This window comes from Pseudomonas syringae group sp. J254-4 (assembly GCF_032586855.1).
Classification (GTDB): domain Bacteria; phylum Pseudomonadota; class Gammaproteobacteria; order Pseudomonadales; family Pseudomonadaceae; genus Aquipseudomonas; species Aquipseudomonas amygdali.
In genome coordinates this window covers 152,504-167,757 of record NZ_JAWHOO010000002.1, presented here as the reverse complement: position 1 = coordinate 167,757, position 15,254 = coordinate 152,504, and the positions used below count along the sequence as shown (strand labels likewise).

Below are 15,254 nucleotides of genomic sequence, written 5' to 3'. Positions count from 1 at the left end.
CCAATGCTCCGCGTTGGCACGCCGTTCAGGACGCTCCGCGTCACGACATGCATTCCCACGCTGGAGCGTGAGGAACGAGACTTTATTAAAGGACCGCACCATGAGCAAAACCCTCGCTGCACTGGCCCTCGGGCTGTTGACCCTGACCGCTTACGCTGACGACAAGCCCTTGAAAGTCGGCACCACGGCAGCCTTCGCCATACCGCTTGAAGCCGCTGTCGAAGAAGCTGGCAAGCAGGGCCTGAAAGTCGAGCTGGTCGAATTCACCGACTGGATCGCGCCCAACGTCACCCTCGCCGCAGGCGATATCGACGTGAACTACTTCCAGCACATCCCTTTCCTGACCAACGCCAATGAAGCCGCCGGTTTCGGCCTAGTGCCCTATGCGCCGGGGATCATCAACAACGTGGGTCTGTACTCGAAAAAGTACAAAAGCTTTGATGAGCTGCCGACCGGCGCTACCGTGGCCATTGCCAATGACCCGATCAACAGCGGACGCGGCCTGCAATTGCTGGCCAAGGCCGGGCTGATCACCCTCAAGCAAGGCGTCGGCTACAAGGCGACCGAGGAAGACATCACCGCCAACCCGAAAAAGCTCAAGATCATTCAGGTTGAAGCCGTGCAACTGGTGCGCGCCTACGATGACGCCGATCTGGTACAGGGCTACCCTGCCTATATCCGTCTGGCCAAGACCTTTCCCGCCGACTCGGCCATCCTGTTCGATGGTCTGGACCACCCGGAATACGTCATTCAGTTCGTGATCAAACCTGATCATAAAGATGATCCGCGCCTGGCGAAATTCGTCGATATCTATCAGCACTCGCCCGTCGTCCGCGCTTCGCTCGACAAGGTCAACGGCAAGCTTTACCAGGCGGGATGGAAAGAATGACCGCAACCGCGCAACGCCAACTGCCAATCAACACCCCGAGCGCAAGCACACTGGCGCAACAGGCCGAACTGCATCCGGAACTGAATCGCGCCCATGTGCGGTTCATCAACCTGGGCAAGACCTATCACGGCAAGCAAGGCCCCGTTGAAGCGCTGGGCAATATCGACCTGGCTGTCCAGCGCGGCGAGATATTCGGCATCATTGGCCGCAGCGGCGCAGGCAAGTCCTCGCTGATCCGCACCATTAACCGCCTGGAACAACCCAGCAGCGGCCGGGTGCTGATCGATCAGGTGGACATCGGTGAGTTCGACGAAGACAAACTGGTGGAGCTGCGCCGACGCATCGGCATGATCTTCCAGCACTTCAACCTGATGTCGGCCAAGACCGTCTGGCAGAACGTCGAACTGCCGCTCAAGGTCGCCGGTGTGCCCAAGGAGCAACGCGCGCGCAAGGTCGCGCAGTTGCTGGAACTGGTGGGTTTACAGGACAAGCACAAGGCGTACCCCGCGCAACTGTCCGGCGGACAGAAACAGCGTGTCGGCATCGCCCGCGCGCTGGTGCATGACCCAGCAATTCTGTTGTGCGACGAAGCCACTTCAGCACTGGACCCGGAAACCACTCAGTCGATCTTGGACCTGTTGCGCGAGATCAACCAGCGCCTGGGCCTGACCATCGTGCTGATCACCCATGAAATGGCGGTTATCCGTGATATCTGCCACCGCGTGGTGGTGCTGGAACAGGGGCGAGTCGTCGAGCAGGGGCCGGTATGGCAGGTGTTTGGCGACCCGCAGCACGACGTCAGCAAAACCTTGCTGGCTCCGCTGCAAACCGGGCTGCCCAAGGAGTGGGCCGAGCGTCTGAGCGATCAGCCGCAACGACCTGATGCAGCCCTGCTGCTGGACGTGCATTTCACCGGTGTCAGTGACCAGGGGCCGGATCTGGCCGCGCTGTTTGCCGCGCTGGGCGGCAAGGTGCAATTGCTGCAGGGCGGGGTCGAGCGCATTCACGAGCGGGCCATCGGCCACTTGATTCTGTCGGTCGCCGGCTCGCCGCACAGCCGGGACGAACTGCTGGCACGCGCCCGTCAACTGGCGCCACGCGCGGAGGTATTGGGTTATGTGGGTTGATCGCTTGCTGCAAGGCACCCTCGACACGTTTCTGATGGTCGGTGTGTCGTCACTGATCGCACTGCTGCTGGGCATCCCGCTGGCGGTGATTCTGGTCACCAGTTCCAAAGGCGGCATCTATGAGGCACCGGGGATCAACCGCGTGCTGGGTGCCTTCGTGAACCTGTTTCGCTCTATTCCCTTCCTGATCCTGATGGTCGCGCTGATCCCGTTCACGCGGATGATCGTCGGCACCACGTACGGGGTCTGGGCAGCCGTCGTACCGCTGACCATTGCTGCCACGCCGTTCTTTGCGCGAATTGCCGAAGTCAGCCTGCGCGAGGTCGATCACGGCCTGGTCGAAGCGGCGCAAGCGATGGGCTGTCGGCGCTGGCACATCATCTGGCACGTATTGCTGCCAGAAGCGCGCCCCGGCATCGTCGGCGGCTTTACCATCACGCTGGTGACGATGATCAACTCATCAGCCATGGCCGGTGCCATCGGCGCAGGCGGGCTGGGCGACATTGCCTATCGCTACGGCTATCAGCGCTTCGATACGCAGGTGATGCTGACCGTAATCGTCTTGCTGGTGGCGGTCGTAGCGCTGGTGCAACTGGGCGGTGACCGGCTGGCGCGCAGCTTCGACAGGCGCTGAGCAGCCGAAACGCAGCGAGGGTATATTGGCGGTCTTCCTTTACCGGACCGCCCCTGATGAAACTCGACCCTCAGACGCTTGCGCAGATTACCTCGACCACCGTCAGCCATTACAACAGCGTGGCCGACGAATTTCGCGAAGGCACACGCGACCACGACGTCAGCCAGAATATCGATGCCCTGTTGCGGCATATCGAAGGCCCGGCACCGTGGCAGATTCTCGACTTCGGCTGCGGGCCGGGGCGTGATTTGAAGACGTTCACAGCGATGGGCCATATGGCGGTCGGGCTCGACGGCTCCGAACGTTTCGCCGAAATGGCCCGCGCCGAGACCGGTTGCGAAGTGCTACAGCAGAACTTCCTCGAACTCGACCTGCCGCAAGGCCGCTTCGATGGCCTCTTCGCCAACGCAGTGCTGTTCCACATCCCCAGACAGGAACTGCCACGCGTGCTGCGCGAACTGTATGCCACGCTCAAACCGGGCGGCGTGCTGTTCAGCTCCAACCCGCGTGGTGAGAATCAGGAAGGCTGGAACGGCGAGCGTTACGGCGCGTACCACGACCTCGAAACATGGCGCGAACTGCTGACCGAAGCCGGGTTTAGCGAGCTGGAACACTACTACCGCCCCGCCGGGTTGCCGAGAGAGCAGCAGCCTTGGCTGGCAAGCGTCTGGCGGCGTCAGTGATGTGCGGCGCTGCGCAGTTCGTGTGCTGGTACTTCTGACAGTATCGTTCAGCAACCGGTGCGCCTTAGGATAGATTCAGCCACTTAAACAGGCGGCTTGTATCCCTCCGAATCGATCAAAGGAACTGATCATGGCGACCGAATATCTGAAAAATGGCGATTTCAGCGACAATCTTACTCACTGGACAGCCCCAGCGGGCTTTGAGCCAGATTTCAGGCCCATGGAAGGTGAAGGTCAAAGCATCAAGCTGAATACCGGAGTGACCGTAAGCCAGTCGATTATTGAACTGCCCCCCCAGCGTCTGCATCTCGAGTTCGACGTTCATAACGCAGAGAACGTAGGCGAGGTGTTTTTCGTTGTAGTCGTGGGCGGCTACAACATTGAGGGCACGATTAATCTGACGCAGGTCGTAAACTTCGCAACTCAGGAATGGGTGCATTATTCTGGCGACTTCGATTTCCAGGCGCAGCTCAGGAAATGCTTCTTGAATATATCTGCCCCGGCGGACACCTCCAGCTTTTCGCCTTCAGGCCTGACAAAGGCCTCGCCGTTCGGCCCAGTGCGGTTCGCCAACCTTAGCCTGACTTTGTCCGACTAATTACCGCACCAGCGACTCTGCCACCTTTCAAAGGTGGCAGAACACATATTACTCAATGCGCAAGCCGTACCTGCTCATCGTCATCCTTGTCCGCCGCTTCGCGACGCTGTTCGTCGGTTGGTTCCTTGATGCGGTACCAGGCCACGTACAACGCAGGCAGGAATAGCAGGGTCAGCAACGTGGCGATGATGATGCCACCGATCATGGCGTAGGCCATCGGGCCCCAGAACACTTCCCGCGCAATGGGGATCATGCCCAGGCTCGCCGCGGCCGCGGTCAGCAAAATCGGGCGGCGGCGGTGCTCGGTGGCTTCGACTACGGCGTCCCACGGCAGGTAGCCGCTCTTTTCATAGGCATCGATCTGGGTCACCAGAATCACCGAGTTGCGGATGATGATGCCGATCAGCGCCAGTACACCGAGAATCGCCACGAACCCCAGTGGCGTCCCTGTCGGAATCAGCGCCAGTACCACGCCGATCAAGCCCAGAGGCGCGACACTGGCCACCAGAAACATCTTCTGAATGCTGTGCAACTGAATCATCAGGAACGTTGCCATGAGGAACAGCATCAGCGGCGCAACGCTGGCGATCGGCCCCTGCGCCTTGCTGCTTTCTTCGACCGTGCCGCCCGTTGCAACCTTGTAGCCGACCGGCAGGCCAGCGGCGAACTTGTCGATTTCAGGTTGCAGCTGTTTGACCAGATCGGTTGGCTGAATCGCGTCCCGTACCGCGCCTTTCACGGTGATGGTCGGCATGCGATCGCGGCGCCAGACCAACGGCTGCTCCAGCTCGTAACCAACGGTGGCGAACGCCAGCAGCGGAATGGATGCTCCAGTCTGGGTCACGATTTGCAGGTTCTGCAGGGTTTCCGGCGTGCCGCGTTCTGCGTCTTCAGCACGTCCGATCACATTGATCAGATAGATATCATCACGCACCTGGGTCACGGTAGAACCGCTGACCACGCTGTTCATCAGCTTGGCGACGTCTTCCGACGACAGGCCCAACTGCCGGGCCTTGTCCTGATTGATATCGATGCGCAGCACCTTGCCCGGCTCGTTCCAGTCGTAGATCACTTCGCCCACATGCGAGTTGTGATCGAGCAGTTTGGCCAGCTCGATGGCGTGCTGGCGCACCTTGTCGATGTTCTCGCCGCTGACGCGATACTGCAACGGACGACCTACCGGAGGGCCCATCTCCAGCGCCTGCACATACGAACCGATGCCGACGAAGTCATCACGCAAGCGTTTTTGCAGACGGGCAGTCAACGCGCCCCGCTCCTCCAGGCCTTTGCTGACAATCACCAGCTGGGCGTAGAACGGATTTTCCAGCTGCTGATCGAGTGGCAGGTAGAAACGCAACGCGCCCTGGCCGATGTAGGTGCTCCAGCGCTCGATATCCGGATCGTCCTTGAGGCTCGCTTCAAAACGATCCACCACCTTGCGCGTTTCGTTGATCGAGGCGTTCTGCGGCAGGTTCAGGTCGACCAGAATTTCCGGGCGGTCCGAAGACGGGAAGAACTGGTTCTGCACGAACTGCATGGAGAACAGCGACGCGGCGAACAACCCTACCGTGATGGCAATTGCCAGCCAGCGATGGCGCATGGCCCAGAGCATGCTGCCGTTGAATGCCCGGCCGATGCGGCCCGGCTCTTCGGACTTCGGCTTGATGTTGGCGCTCAGAATGTGCACGCCGATCACCGGTGCGAACAGAACGGCGACCAGCCACGACACCAGCATCGCCACGGCAATGACAGCAAACAGCGTGAATGTGTATTCCCCCGCAGAGCTGTTGTTCAGGCCGATCGGCACAAAGCCGGCCACGGTCACCAGCGTACCGGTGAGCATCGGGAACGCTGTCGAGGTATAGGCGTACGTTGCGGCCTGCTCCTTGGATTCCCCCATTTCCAGCCGTGTGACCATCATTTCCACGGTAATCATGGCGTCATCCACCAGCAGGCCGAGGGCGATGATCAGCGCGCCGAGGGAAATCCGCTGCATGGTGATGCCGCTGTATTCCATGAACACGAACACCATCGCCAACACCAGCGGAATCGAACACGCGACCACCAACCCTGCGCGAAACCCGAGGCTGACGAAGCTGACCAACAGCACGATAATCACTGCCTCGAACAACGCGCTGGTGAAGCCGCCCACAGCCTTGTTCACCACCTCGGCCTGATCCGACACCTTGTGCACGCCAATGCCGACTGGCAGCTCCGCTGTGGTAGCGTCCATACGTTCGTGCAGCGCCTTGCCGAACGACTGGATATTGCCGCCCTTCTGCATCGCGATGGCCAGGCCGATCGCCGGTTTGCCATCGAAGCGGAACAGCGGCTTGGGCGGGTCGGTGTAGCCACGGGTTATGTCAGCAATGTCGCTCAGACGATAAAAACGGTCATTGATGCGCAGATTGACTGCAGCCAGATCCTTCTCGGACGCGAACTGGCCTGAGGTACGCACCGAGATCCGCTCCGGCCCGGCTTCTATCACCCCGGCAGGCGTCACCGCGTTCTGCGATTGCAGGCTTTGCACCACCTGGCTCTGGTCGATGCCCAATGCCGCGAGCTTGCGTGTCGAGAAGTTCAGGTACACCACTTCGTCCTGCTGACCGATCATCTCGACCTTGCCCAGCCCGGGCACGTCGCGGATGTCGGCGCGAACCTTCTCGACGTAGTCACGCAACTGGCGCATCGAGAAACCGTCTGCGGTAAACGCATAGATCGAGCCGTACACATCGCCGAACTCGTCGTTGAACGACGGGCCTTGCAGCCCCTGCGGGAACTGGCCACGGATGTCATCGACCTTCTTGCGCACCTGATACCAGATCTCCGGTATCGCCTTGGCGCTGGTGGTGTCACGCAGGTAGACGAAGACCGTGGACTCGCCCGGTCGGGTATAGCTCTTCACGTAGTCCAGCGAGTCCAGCTCTTCGAGCTTCTTCTCGATGCGGTCGGTGACTTGCTCGAGAGTCTCATCCACCGTCGCGCCCGGCCAGCGGGTCTGGATAATCATGGTCTTGATGGTGAAGGACGGGTCTTCCTCGCGCCCAAGCTTCATGTAGGAAAACACGCCCATCAGCAGCGCGACAAACATCAGATACCAGACAAACGATTGATGCTTGATGGCCCACTCAGACAGATTGAAATTCCCTTTCATCGCGGGCTTTCCTCATCGACTTTGACTTTCTGGCCCGGCTTGAGGCTGTTGACGCCCGCGCTCACCACTTTTTCACCTGCCTTGACGCCATCGGCCAGCACGAAACTGTTGCTGTCACGGCTGATAATGTTCACAGCCCTCGGGTTCACCGTCTGGTTTTGCGGGTCGACGATCCATATCTGGCTTTTGCCATCGGCCTGCTGCAAGGCATTGATCGGCAAACGCATGCGCGGCGTGATGGTCGAGCTGAGCGTCACGCTGATGGCCGTCCCCAGCCGGAACGCCGCTGGCGTTTGCGCCAGCGTCAGACGTGCACGGCGGGTACGTGTGGTGCGGTCGGCCTGAGGTTCGATTTCACGAATGGTGGCGGTGGTGTTCACTTCCGGGTTCAGTTGACTGGCGACAGTGAATACCACGTCGGACGGCAGCTGGTCGGCCAGTGTGTCAGGGAGGTCGATCACCGCTTCCTTGATGTCCGGCCGCGCCAGGGTCACGACTTCCTGCCCGGCCGTAACAACCTGACCGGCTTCGACTTTCCATTCGGTGACCACAGCATCGTGATCACTGCGCAGCTCGCTGTAGCTCAATTGATCGCGGGCCTGTTGTGCAGCGGCTTTGGCCTGTTCCTGCGACGAGCTGGCGGTCTTCAGATCGGTCAGGGCGATGTCCAGTTGCGCCTGGGCACCCACACCGCGATCAAACAGTTCCTGCTGGCGGCGAGCATTGGCCTGAGCGTTGATCAACTGCGCCTGCACATTGGCCAAGTCGCCCTGCCGGGCACGCACTGTATTCTGCTGATCGGTCGGATCAAGGGTGGCGAGCAAATCGCCTTTCTTCACTTCAGCGCCTACGTCGACGTTGCGCCGGGCAATACGTCCCGCCACACGAAAACCCAACACGCTCTGATAACGCGCCTGAATATTGCCGGCAAAACGCCCGAAATCCTGATTTGACTCAGGCTTGGCTTCGACGAACACGACAGGACGCACCGGCTCCGGAGGGGCCTCGTCCTTGCCGCAGCCACTCAACAGAAAGCCACTGGACAGAAGGCCACCCAGCAACAGGCATGACGACAAACGCTTCATGGCTGCACCTGCGCGTTCTGCTGTTTGGGCTGTTCGGCAATCTCGACCTGCATGTCCGGGTGTAACAACTGTCCGCCTGCCACCACGACTTTCTCTCCACTTTTAAGCCCGTCGCCGATGATGACTTTGGCAGTCAGATAACGAGTAACCGTGACCTTGCGCAAATTGACTTTGCCCTGCTCGTCCACCACCCACACGGCAGGCTTGCCCAACTGCTCGCCAAGGTCCTTGGTCAGCGCCGCCCAAGGCAGCTCGACACTTGCATTGGCCGGTGCGCTCAGCGCCACGCTGACTACCGAGCCCAGGTCCATGCCTTCAGGCAGCGGATCGAGCGCGATCTTGACCTGTAAAGTGCCGGTTTGCGCCGAGACTGCCGGGGTCACTTCGCGTACTTTGCCGCTGACCTTGATGTCCGGGTTGTCGAGCAGCGTGACCTGCACAGGCTGATTGGTCGGCGGCTGAACGAACAGGGACTCGTAGACATTGAACACCGCATCCCGATCACCGTCGCGTGCCAGATCGAAAATCGGCATCGTGGCCTGCACCACCTGCCCGACTTCAGCCTGACGCGCGGTGATCACACCCGGCGCATCCGCGACCAGTGCGGTATACCCCAATTGTTCACGGGCATTGGCCAGTTGCGCTTGCGCAGCCTTCAACGAGCTTTCGCTGCCGCGCAAGGCGGCCTGGGCCGAGTCATATTCACTACGGCTGGTATAGCCTTTGGGCAACAGCTTTTGTTGCCGGACAAAAGCGGCGCGGGCCTGATTCACGCGGGCCTGCTCGGCGGCCACAGAGGCTGCGGCCGAATCGACATTGATCTGCAGATCCTTGGGGTCGAGCCGGGCCAGCACCTGCCGGGCAGTGACCCGGTCGCCCACATCGACATTACGCTGAATGATCTTGCCATTGACCCGGAATGAAAGCCGGGTCTGCACCCGCGCCTGAACATCACCGGTCAGGGCGACACTGGCGGCGAAGTCGGCACTTTTTACCGTTTGCACATAAACCCTGGGCAGTTCGGGCGCCGCCGGTTTTTCCTCGCCACACCCCGTTAACATCGCCAAGGCAGCAGCGAGACCGAATGTAACCAGTCTAGAAGGAAGAACGGGCATGCAGACTCCTTGTGCGGCTGCCGGATGTGGGCGCGATAGGGCGAGAGAATAGCGTGACTATGCGACTGTGCGCGAGAGGGAGGGTTCATTAACTGGGCAGAGGTTGCGCGGGAGAGGCCCGCAGCAGCTTTCTTTTGAATGTGGTCAGTTCAAACTCCTGCAGAGACACTGTCTTGAATGTCTCTGCCGAACTTGAACATAGTGTATATATCAAACCACCGATTCATGCCCCCCACGGATTGAATGCGAGGGCTGTTCAGATATAGTTGGCATCCTATCTACTTCATACAAATACTCTTGAAAAACAGGCCTTCTTATATTTCGGTATTTAGGATAGCCCGTTCTGCGAATAGTAGCCGACCGTGTCGGCGCGACGCTTGATGGTAATAGCCGTGGTCGTGGTAATGCAAAGGATGCGGCCGGTAAATCAGCACTGGATTGCGGAGGGCGTTGATTTGGAAATAGTAGCGAATTTCTGCCTGCCGGACGCTGGTTCTGTCTAGCAAGCCCGAAACTCTCCAGCCTGGAGGTTGAACGCCCCACTCCAGCAGCCTTCTTTACAATTGAACTCAGAGCAAAACCAACGCCCGCAACAGCTAACACACTGCCCACGCCGATAAGCACCCCACTGAGCGTTGGATTCGATTCTTTTACGTGCGTAGACACATAAATTGACCCACCTCCAGTGAGCAATAACCCAGCCGCCAAAACCCCACTTAAGAAAGACGAAAAATGCCCGGTCGGGTCTATGTATTTGATCGGATTGTTTAGCCCATACGCATACGCATTCAACCCACCCTCACCAAACGGGCTAAAACTGTCCGGGCTGTTAAAGCGCATCAGCACCGGGTTGTAGGCGCGATAGCCATTGCCGAGCAGGTAATGGCCGGTTACCAGGTCAGGCTGCTCGCCGTTGAAACCGGGTAGTTCTGCAATAGCCTGCTCGGCTTGACGATGCCCGAACGCGTGTAGGCGATATCAGCCTGCCTCCCGTCTTCGCTCGCGTGCAGAACGCTGTTGCGCAGGTCACTGGCGATCATCGTCGTCACGACCTCTTCGCCCTCGCGACTCTGCTGCGCCAGTAACTGGCCGCCTGCGCGGACACAGGTTCGTTGCCTGTCGCCCTGCAACTCGGTCATCAGTTGCTCGCCGTTGTAGAACCGGTTGGAGATGGCCTGAGCCAGCGGGTTCAATGTGGAGACACGGTCCAGCGGGTCATAGGTGTACGTGCAGAGGAGAGCCATGATCGATCCTTGATGATGGAGTAAGCGTTCAGGTGAATCAGGCTGGAGAAATCATGTACAGATAAACGTATCAGTACATCATGCGACTCAATTCGTCTGCCGGATCACCCCAAGGGCGTGTTTCTCGAATGGCGCTAGCGGTATCAGCGAACTCACTTTTTAAACTTGAACGCCTATCATTGAGCAGTTTTATATCTGCCCCTGCATCTTCCCAACGCTTGATGCGCGGGTTGAATGTCCGAACGGCCAGCACTGGAATCACAATGCCTATTGCAGTCGCGAGCAAAACATCCTTGGCAGGGCCGTCAGGGTCGACCGCGTTGATTACACGGCTTACGGTAAACACGGTGCTCGCTGCGATCTGGCCGAGTGCCGAGGAAGCTGTCAGTTTCGTCGATAGCGAAGCATTGCCCTTGGCGACAGCCTTTATCGCAGGAACAGCCGCTTTTACACCCAGGTAAGCACCGAACAAACCGAGCCCTATCCACACAAATGAAAGTATCTGACTCTCATCTATCTTATGCCCGGTCGGATCAGACCGATTAACCGGATCACCCGCGCAGTACGCATAGGCATTCATACCGCCCTTGCCAAACGGGCTCAGGCTGTCCGGGCTGTTGAAGCGCATCAGAACGGGGTTGTAGGCGCGATAACCATTGCCCAACAGATAATGACCGGTCAATGGGTCGGGGCGCTCACCGTTGAAGCCTCGCAGTTGGTTCAACGCTTGCCTATGCCCATAGGGGGTGTAAGCGATAGCGTCAGGCAAGCCGGCCGATACGGTGTGGAGCACGCTGTGCTGTTGATCCGAGCCGATCAACAGCGTGGCCAGCGTTGACTGCATGGCCAGTAACTGACGGTCGCGATGCAGGAAACGAAGGTGTTCTGCGCCCTGAATCTCGCTGACCAGGGTGTCGGACTGATAAAACGAGCGGGCAATGGCACCTGCCATCGGCGTACGAGTCGCGAGCCGGTCAAGCGCGTCATAGCGGTAACGGCATAGGGTAGTTTGCTGGCGCATGGAGGGTAACCGGAGTGGTCTTGATCAGCGAGGCAGGCCTCTTCAGGAACACAATGCATTGCCGGGACCGCAGCGGCTACTCGTAGAACTGCTAGGTTGCGTCAGGGGCTGTCAGTGGCTCTGAACACATTCCAGCGAGCGCTCCAGCTCGGCTTTGGCCATGTTGATCAGATGCACCACCGAGAACGCAAGATCACGTTTCAGGCCCTCGAGGTTGTCACCGGTTTCAGAAGCGGTGGCAGAGGCACAGCGCAGTATTTCGCTGACCTGTATCAGGGAATCTTCAAGAGGGGTCGAGTTGATCATCGCTTATTCCTTTAGCTGACAAGACCACCAGATGCCTGCTGCTAAACAAACAAGGGTGGCGACTTTGACGCGGGTTAGCAGACCGGTGTGGAACAAGCGCAAGCAACCGGCGCACCCGAAGGTGCCCCACGCAAAGCCGCCATAAACGGCACTTGCGCCACTTGTAATCCACAAACAGGCTGCTAAACCCGATCGCTGAAAAATCAGCGACCGACGCAGCCTAGTGCGCAGAGTTGGCAGGCACAAGGGCCCGGGATTTTCTAGGAAAGGTCATACGCAGGAAAGAGAAAAGACTGAAAGAAATGTCCCGCAGGACAGGTTTTTCGTGAGCGGAAGTAACCTGATTTGTTCAGAAGAGGACGCAGAGCGTCCAGAACGGCATTCCCACGCTGGAGCGTGAGGAACGATAAGCGCCCGGGAGATCTTCTATCGTTCCTCACGCTCCGCGTGGGAATGCCCTTCGTGACGCTCCGCGTCGTCCTCAAACCGCCCGGATTAACTGCCCTCTGTGCCGTGCGCCTCTTCGAAGAAGTAGTCCTTCCAGCTCGCCGCCTTGTTTTTCAGCACGCCCAGTTCATGCAGTTTTTCGGCGTAGATGAAGGTGCGCTGCGGGGTAACGGTGAAGTCGATTTCCGGGTCGGCGACGATTTTCTCTACCAGCGGCAACGGCAGTTTCGATTGCTCGACGCGGATGTAGGTCTGTGCGGCAGCGGGCTTGTCGGCCTTGATGATCTTCTCGGCTTCGGCCAGCGCGTCGTAGAACGCCTTGTAGGTTTTGGGGTTTTCGTCGTGGAATTTCTCGGTGGTGTAGAGCACGTTGAACGTCGCCTGACCGCCCAGCACGTCATAGGAACTGAGCACTTTGTGGACGTTGGGGTTTTCCAGCGCCTGATACTGGAACGGCGGGCTGGAGAAGTGCGAGTTGATTTCCGAGCCGCCCGCCAGCAGCGCTGCGGTGGCATCCGGGTGCGCCAGGCTCACCGAGATGTTGTCGAATTTCTTGTAGTTGTCGTTACCGAACACCTTGGCGGTCTCGATCTGCAAGGTACGCGACTGAAAGCCCACACCAGCAGCCGGCACAGCGATGCGGTCCTTGTCAGTGAAGTCCTTGATGGTTTTCACGTTGGGGTTGTTGGTCAGCAGGTAGTTGGGCATCGAACCCAACGAAGCAATCGCCTTGACGTTCTGTTTGCCCTTGGTGCGATCCCAGACGGTCAGCATCGGCGGCACGCCTGCCGACACCACGTCAAGCGCGCCGGCCAGCAGCGCTTCGTTCATCGCCGTGGCACCGGAGATGCTGTTCCAGTCGACCTTGATGTCCAGCCCCTGTTCCTTGCCATGTTTCTCGATCAGTTTCTGATCGCGCACCACGTCGAGGATCAGGTAGCCGATACCGAATTGCTGAGCGATGCTGATCTTGCCTTCCGCCTGCGCGCCACTGCTGAGCAGGGCACCGAACAGGCCAAGTGTCGCCGCCAATGCAGTCAGCGCCGGACGATGAAATGCTGTTGTCATGTGGTTCTCACCCTGATTTTTCAAAAAAAGATGGTGCTTCAACGCTGCATGCCCCAGCGCTTGACGGTCAGGCGCTCGATATTGGCGAACAGCAGGTTCTCGACCAGCAGGCCGATGAGAATGACTGCCGCCAGACCTGCAAAAACCTTGTCGGTATACAGCTCGTTACGATTCTGGAAGATGTACCAACCCAACCCGCCCTTGCCGGACGACGCACCAAACACCAGCTCGGCGGCGATCAGCGTGCGCCAGGCGAAAGCCCAGCCGATTTTCAAGCCGGCGAGGATCGATGGCAGCGCAGCGGGAATCAGGATGTGCCAGACAAAGCGCAAGCCCTTAAGGCCATAGTTGCGCCCGGCCATACGCTGGGTTTCCGAAACGCCGAGAAAACCTGCGTAGGTATTGAGCGCCAGCGCCCACAGCACCGAATGCACAAGAACAAAAATCAGACTGTTCTGCCCCAGCCCGAACCACAGCAACGCCAGCGGCAGCAGGGCAATGGCCGGTAGCGGGTTGAACATGGCGGTCAGCGTGCTGAGCAGGTCGCGGCCCAGTTGCGTAGACACTGCCAGCGTGGTCAGGGCGAACGCCAGCACGATGCCGATCAAGTAGCCCTGAATCAGTACGGTCAGGGAGATCCAGACCTTGCCCGGCAACTCGCCGGAAATCAGCCCGTCATAAAAGGCGGCTGCCGTTTGCAGAAAGCTCGGCAACAGCAGGTCGTTGTTCTGCAGGCGCGCGGCAAGCTCCCAGATGACGGCCAGCCCGATCATGATCACGCATTTGCGCACCCAGCCCAGTTGCCAGATGCGCTGCGCCAGGGGCAGGTCGCGGGCCAGGTCTTCCTGAGTGAAAGGCTCCAGCGTGATTTCATACTCTTCGCGAGCGGGAGGTGCGAGGCTCATGATTCGGGTTTCCCGGTAATCGTGTAGATAGGACGCGGAGCGTCCTGAAAGGCATTACCACGCGGAGCGTGGGAACGATCAAGGCAGTCGCCTAGTAAGCAATCCGGATGTCCTGAAAATTCAGATCCTGGTCCACCGGCCCGGCCTCACCCTCATCGAACAACAGGCGATGAATGCGCTGCGCGGTTTGCTGGAAACCAACCCCGCCGAGGCTTTTCAGGTCGTATTGATGGCTGTTGATTTCAGCCCGCACGCGGCCCGGATGCGGTGACAACAGGAGGATGCGGTTGCCCACCACCAGCGCTTCTTCAATGGAATGGGTAACGAACAGCAGCGTGAAACGCACCTCGTCCCACAGCTCCAGCAGTTCTTCCTGCATCTTGCGCCGGGTCAGTGCATCGAGCGCGGCGAACGGCTCGTCCATCAAGAGGATTTTCGGCTGCATGGCCAGGGCTCGGGCAATTGCCACGCGTGCTTTCATGCCACCGGACAAGGTATGCGGATAGGCATCGGCAAACGCGCTGAGGCCGACTTTTTCCAGGTAATAGCGAGCGCGCTCCAGCGCCTCGGGACGCTTCAGGGTGCGTGACGCCAGCAGCGGAAACATGACGTTCTCGATCACGGTTTTCCAAGGCGGCAACTGATCGAATTCCTGAAACACCACAATGCGGTCCGGACCGGGCTCGGTGACCTGGTGGCCGGCCAGACGAATCTCGCCTTCGCTGGGCTGAATGAACCCGGCCACCGCCTTGAGCAACGTCGACTTGCCGCAGCCCGACGGGCCGAGCAAGACGAAACGATCAGCCGGGTCGACCTCGAAACTGACCTGATGCGTCGCCCGTACCACGCGCTCTGGCGTGCGGTATTCCAGGCTTACACCACGAACGTGCAACAAGGCTTCAGTGGTGTGCTGAACAGTCGGTTGCGGTTGGGCGCTCGTGCTGGCCGTGTGGCCTTGCGCGACAGCATTCATGAACG

At 59.3% G+C, this 15,254-nt stretch carries 13 protein-coding genes and 1 pseudogene; 5 read left to right on the top strand and 9 right to left on the bottom strand.

Features of this window, described 5'->3' with window-relative positions:
* The first annotated feature begins 100 nt into the window (after positions 1-100).
* The 5 genes from RYB09_RS03970 (at position 101) to RYB09_RS03950 (ending at position 3,931) form a co-directional block, all read left to right on the top strand.
* The gene (locus RYB09_RS03970; RefSeq protein WP_004654148.1) at positions 101-889 is read left to right on the top strand and encodes a MetQ/NlpA family ABC transporter substrate-binding protein; all 789 of its coding nucleotides are present in this window, start codon (positions 101-103) and stop codon (positions 887-889) included.
* Positions 886-2,016: a methionine ABC transporter ATP-binding protein gene (locus RYB09_RS03965; RefSeq protein ID WP_316887565.1), complete on the top strand. Its 1,131-nt coding sequence runs from the start codon at positions 886-888 to the stop codon at positions 2,014-2,016. Before RYB09_RS03970 ends, RYB09_RS03965 begins: the two co-directional genes overlap by 4 nt.
* Positions 2,006-2,650, top strand: coding sequence for a methionine ABC transporter permease (locus RYB09_RS03960; RefSeq protein WP_002551596.1), 645 nt, complete (start codon positions 2,006-2,008; stop codon positions 2,648-2,650). The genes RYB09_RS03965 and RYB09_RS03960 overlap by 11 nt, the downstream gene beginning before the upstream one ends.
* A gap of 56 nt (positions 2,651-2,706) precedes the next feature.
* Complete coding sequence (locus tag RYB09_RS03955; protein WP_316887564.1) at positions 2,707-3,333, top strand: class I SAM-dependent methyltransferase; 627 nt, start codon at positions 2,707-2,709, stop codon at positions 3,331-3,333.
* 130 nt (positions 3,334-3,463) lie between these two features.
* Complete coding sequence (locus RYB09_RS03950) at positions 3,464-3,931, top strand: hypothetical protein (RefSeq protein ID WP_316887563.1); 468 nt, start codon at positions 3,464-3,466, stop codon at positions 3,929-3,931.
* Between the two features lie 52 nt (positions 3,932-3,983).
* On the opposite strand, the gene RYB09_RS03945 is transcribed toward RYB09_RS03950, so the two are convergent.
* The 9 genes and pseudogenes from RYB09_RS03945 to RYB09_RS03905 form a co-directional block, all read right to left on the bottom strand.
* On the bottom strand, positions 3,984-7,085 hold the full coding sequence (locus RYB09_RS03945) for an efflux RND transporter permease subunit (RefSeq protein WP_122258880.1): 3,102 nt from the start codon (positions 7,083-7,085) through the stop codon (positions 3,984-3,986).
* Positions 7,082-8,170 carry an efflux RND transporter periplasmic adaptor subunit gene (locus RYB09_RS03940; RefSeq protein ID WP_057404580.1) on the bottom strand — a complete coding sequence of 363 codons (1,089 nt, stop codon included), beginning with the start codon at positions 8,168-8,170 and terminating at the stop codon, positions 7,082-7,084. The genes RYB09_RS03945 and RYB09_RS03940 overlap by 4 nt, the downstream gene beginning before the upstream one ends.
* Entirely contained in the window at positions 8,167-9,285 is a 1,119-nt protein-coding gene (locus tag RYB09_RS03935; RefSeq protein ID WP_219170788.1) for an efflux RND transporter periplasmic adaptor subunit, read from the bottom strand. The genes RYB09_RS03940 and RYB09_RS03935 overlap by 4 nt, the downstream gene beginning before the upstream one ends.
* A gap of 210 nt (positions 9,286-9,495) precedes the next feature.
* Positions 9,496-10,529, bottom strand: a pseudogene (locus tag RYB09_RS03930) (RHS repeat-associated core domain-containing protein).
* A 70-nt stretch (positions 10,530-10,599) separates the two neighbouring features.
* Positions 10,600-11,550 (bottom strand): RHS repeat-associated core domain-containing protein, encoded by a 951-nt coding sequence (locus RYB09_RS03925; protein WP_219170787.1) that lies wholly within the window; start codon positions 11,548-11,550, stop codon positions 10,600-10,602.
* Positions 11,551-11,661: 111 nt separating this feature from the next.
* Positions 11,662-11,856: a DUF6124 family protein gene (locus RYB09_RS03920; protein WP_219170786.1), complete on the bottom strand. Its 195-nt coding sequence runs from the start codon at positions 11,854-11,856 to the stop codon at positions 11,662-11,664.
* A gap of 495 nt (positions 11,857-12,351) precedes the next feature.
* The gene (locus RYB09_RS03915; protein WP_122258898.1) at positions 12,352-13,371 is read right to left on the bottom strand and encodes an ABC transporter substrate-binding protein; all 1,020 of its coding nucleotides are present in this window, start codon (positions 13,369-13,371) and stop codon (positions 12,352-12,354) included.
* Between the two features lie 38 nt (positions 13,372-13,409).
* Positions 13,410-14,276, bottom strand: a complete 867-nt coding sequence (locus tag RYB09_RS03910; RefSeq protein WP_316887562.1) for an ABC transporter permease — start codon at positions 14,274-14,276, stop codon at positions 13,410-13,412.
* 91 nt (positions 14,277-14,367) lie between these two features.
* On the bottom strand, positions 14,368-15,249 hold the full coding sequence (locus RYB09_RS03905) for an ABC transporter ATP-binding protein (protein WP_316887561.1): 882 nt from the start codon (positions 15,247-15,249) through the stop codon (positions 14,368-14,370).
* Positions 15,250-15,254: the final 5 nt, after the last annotated feature.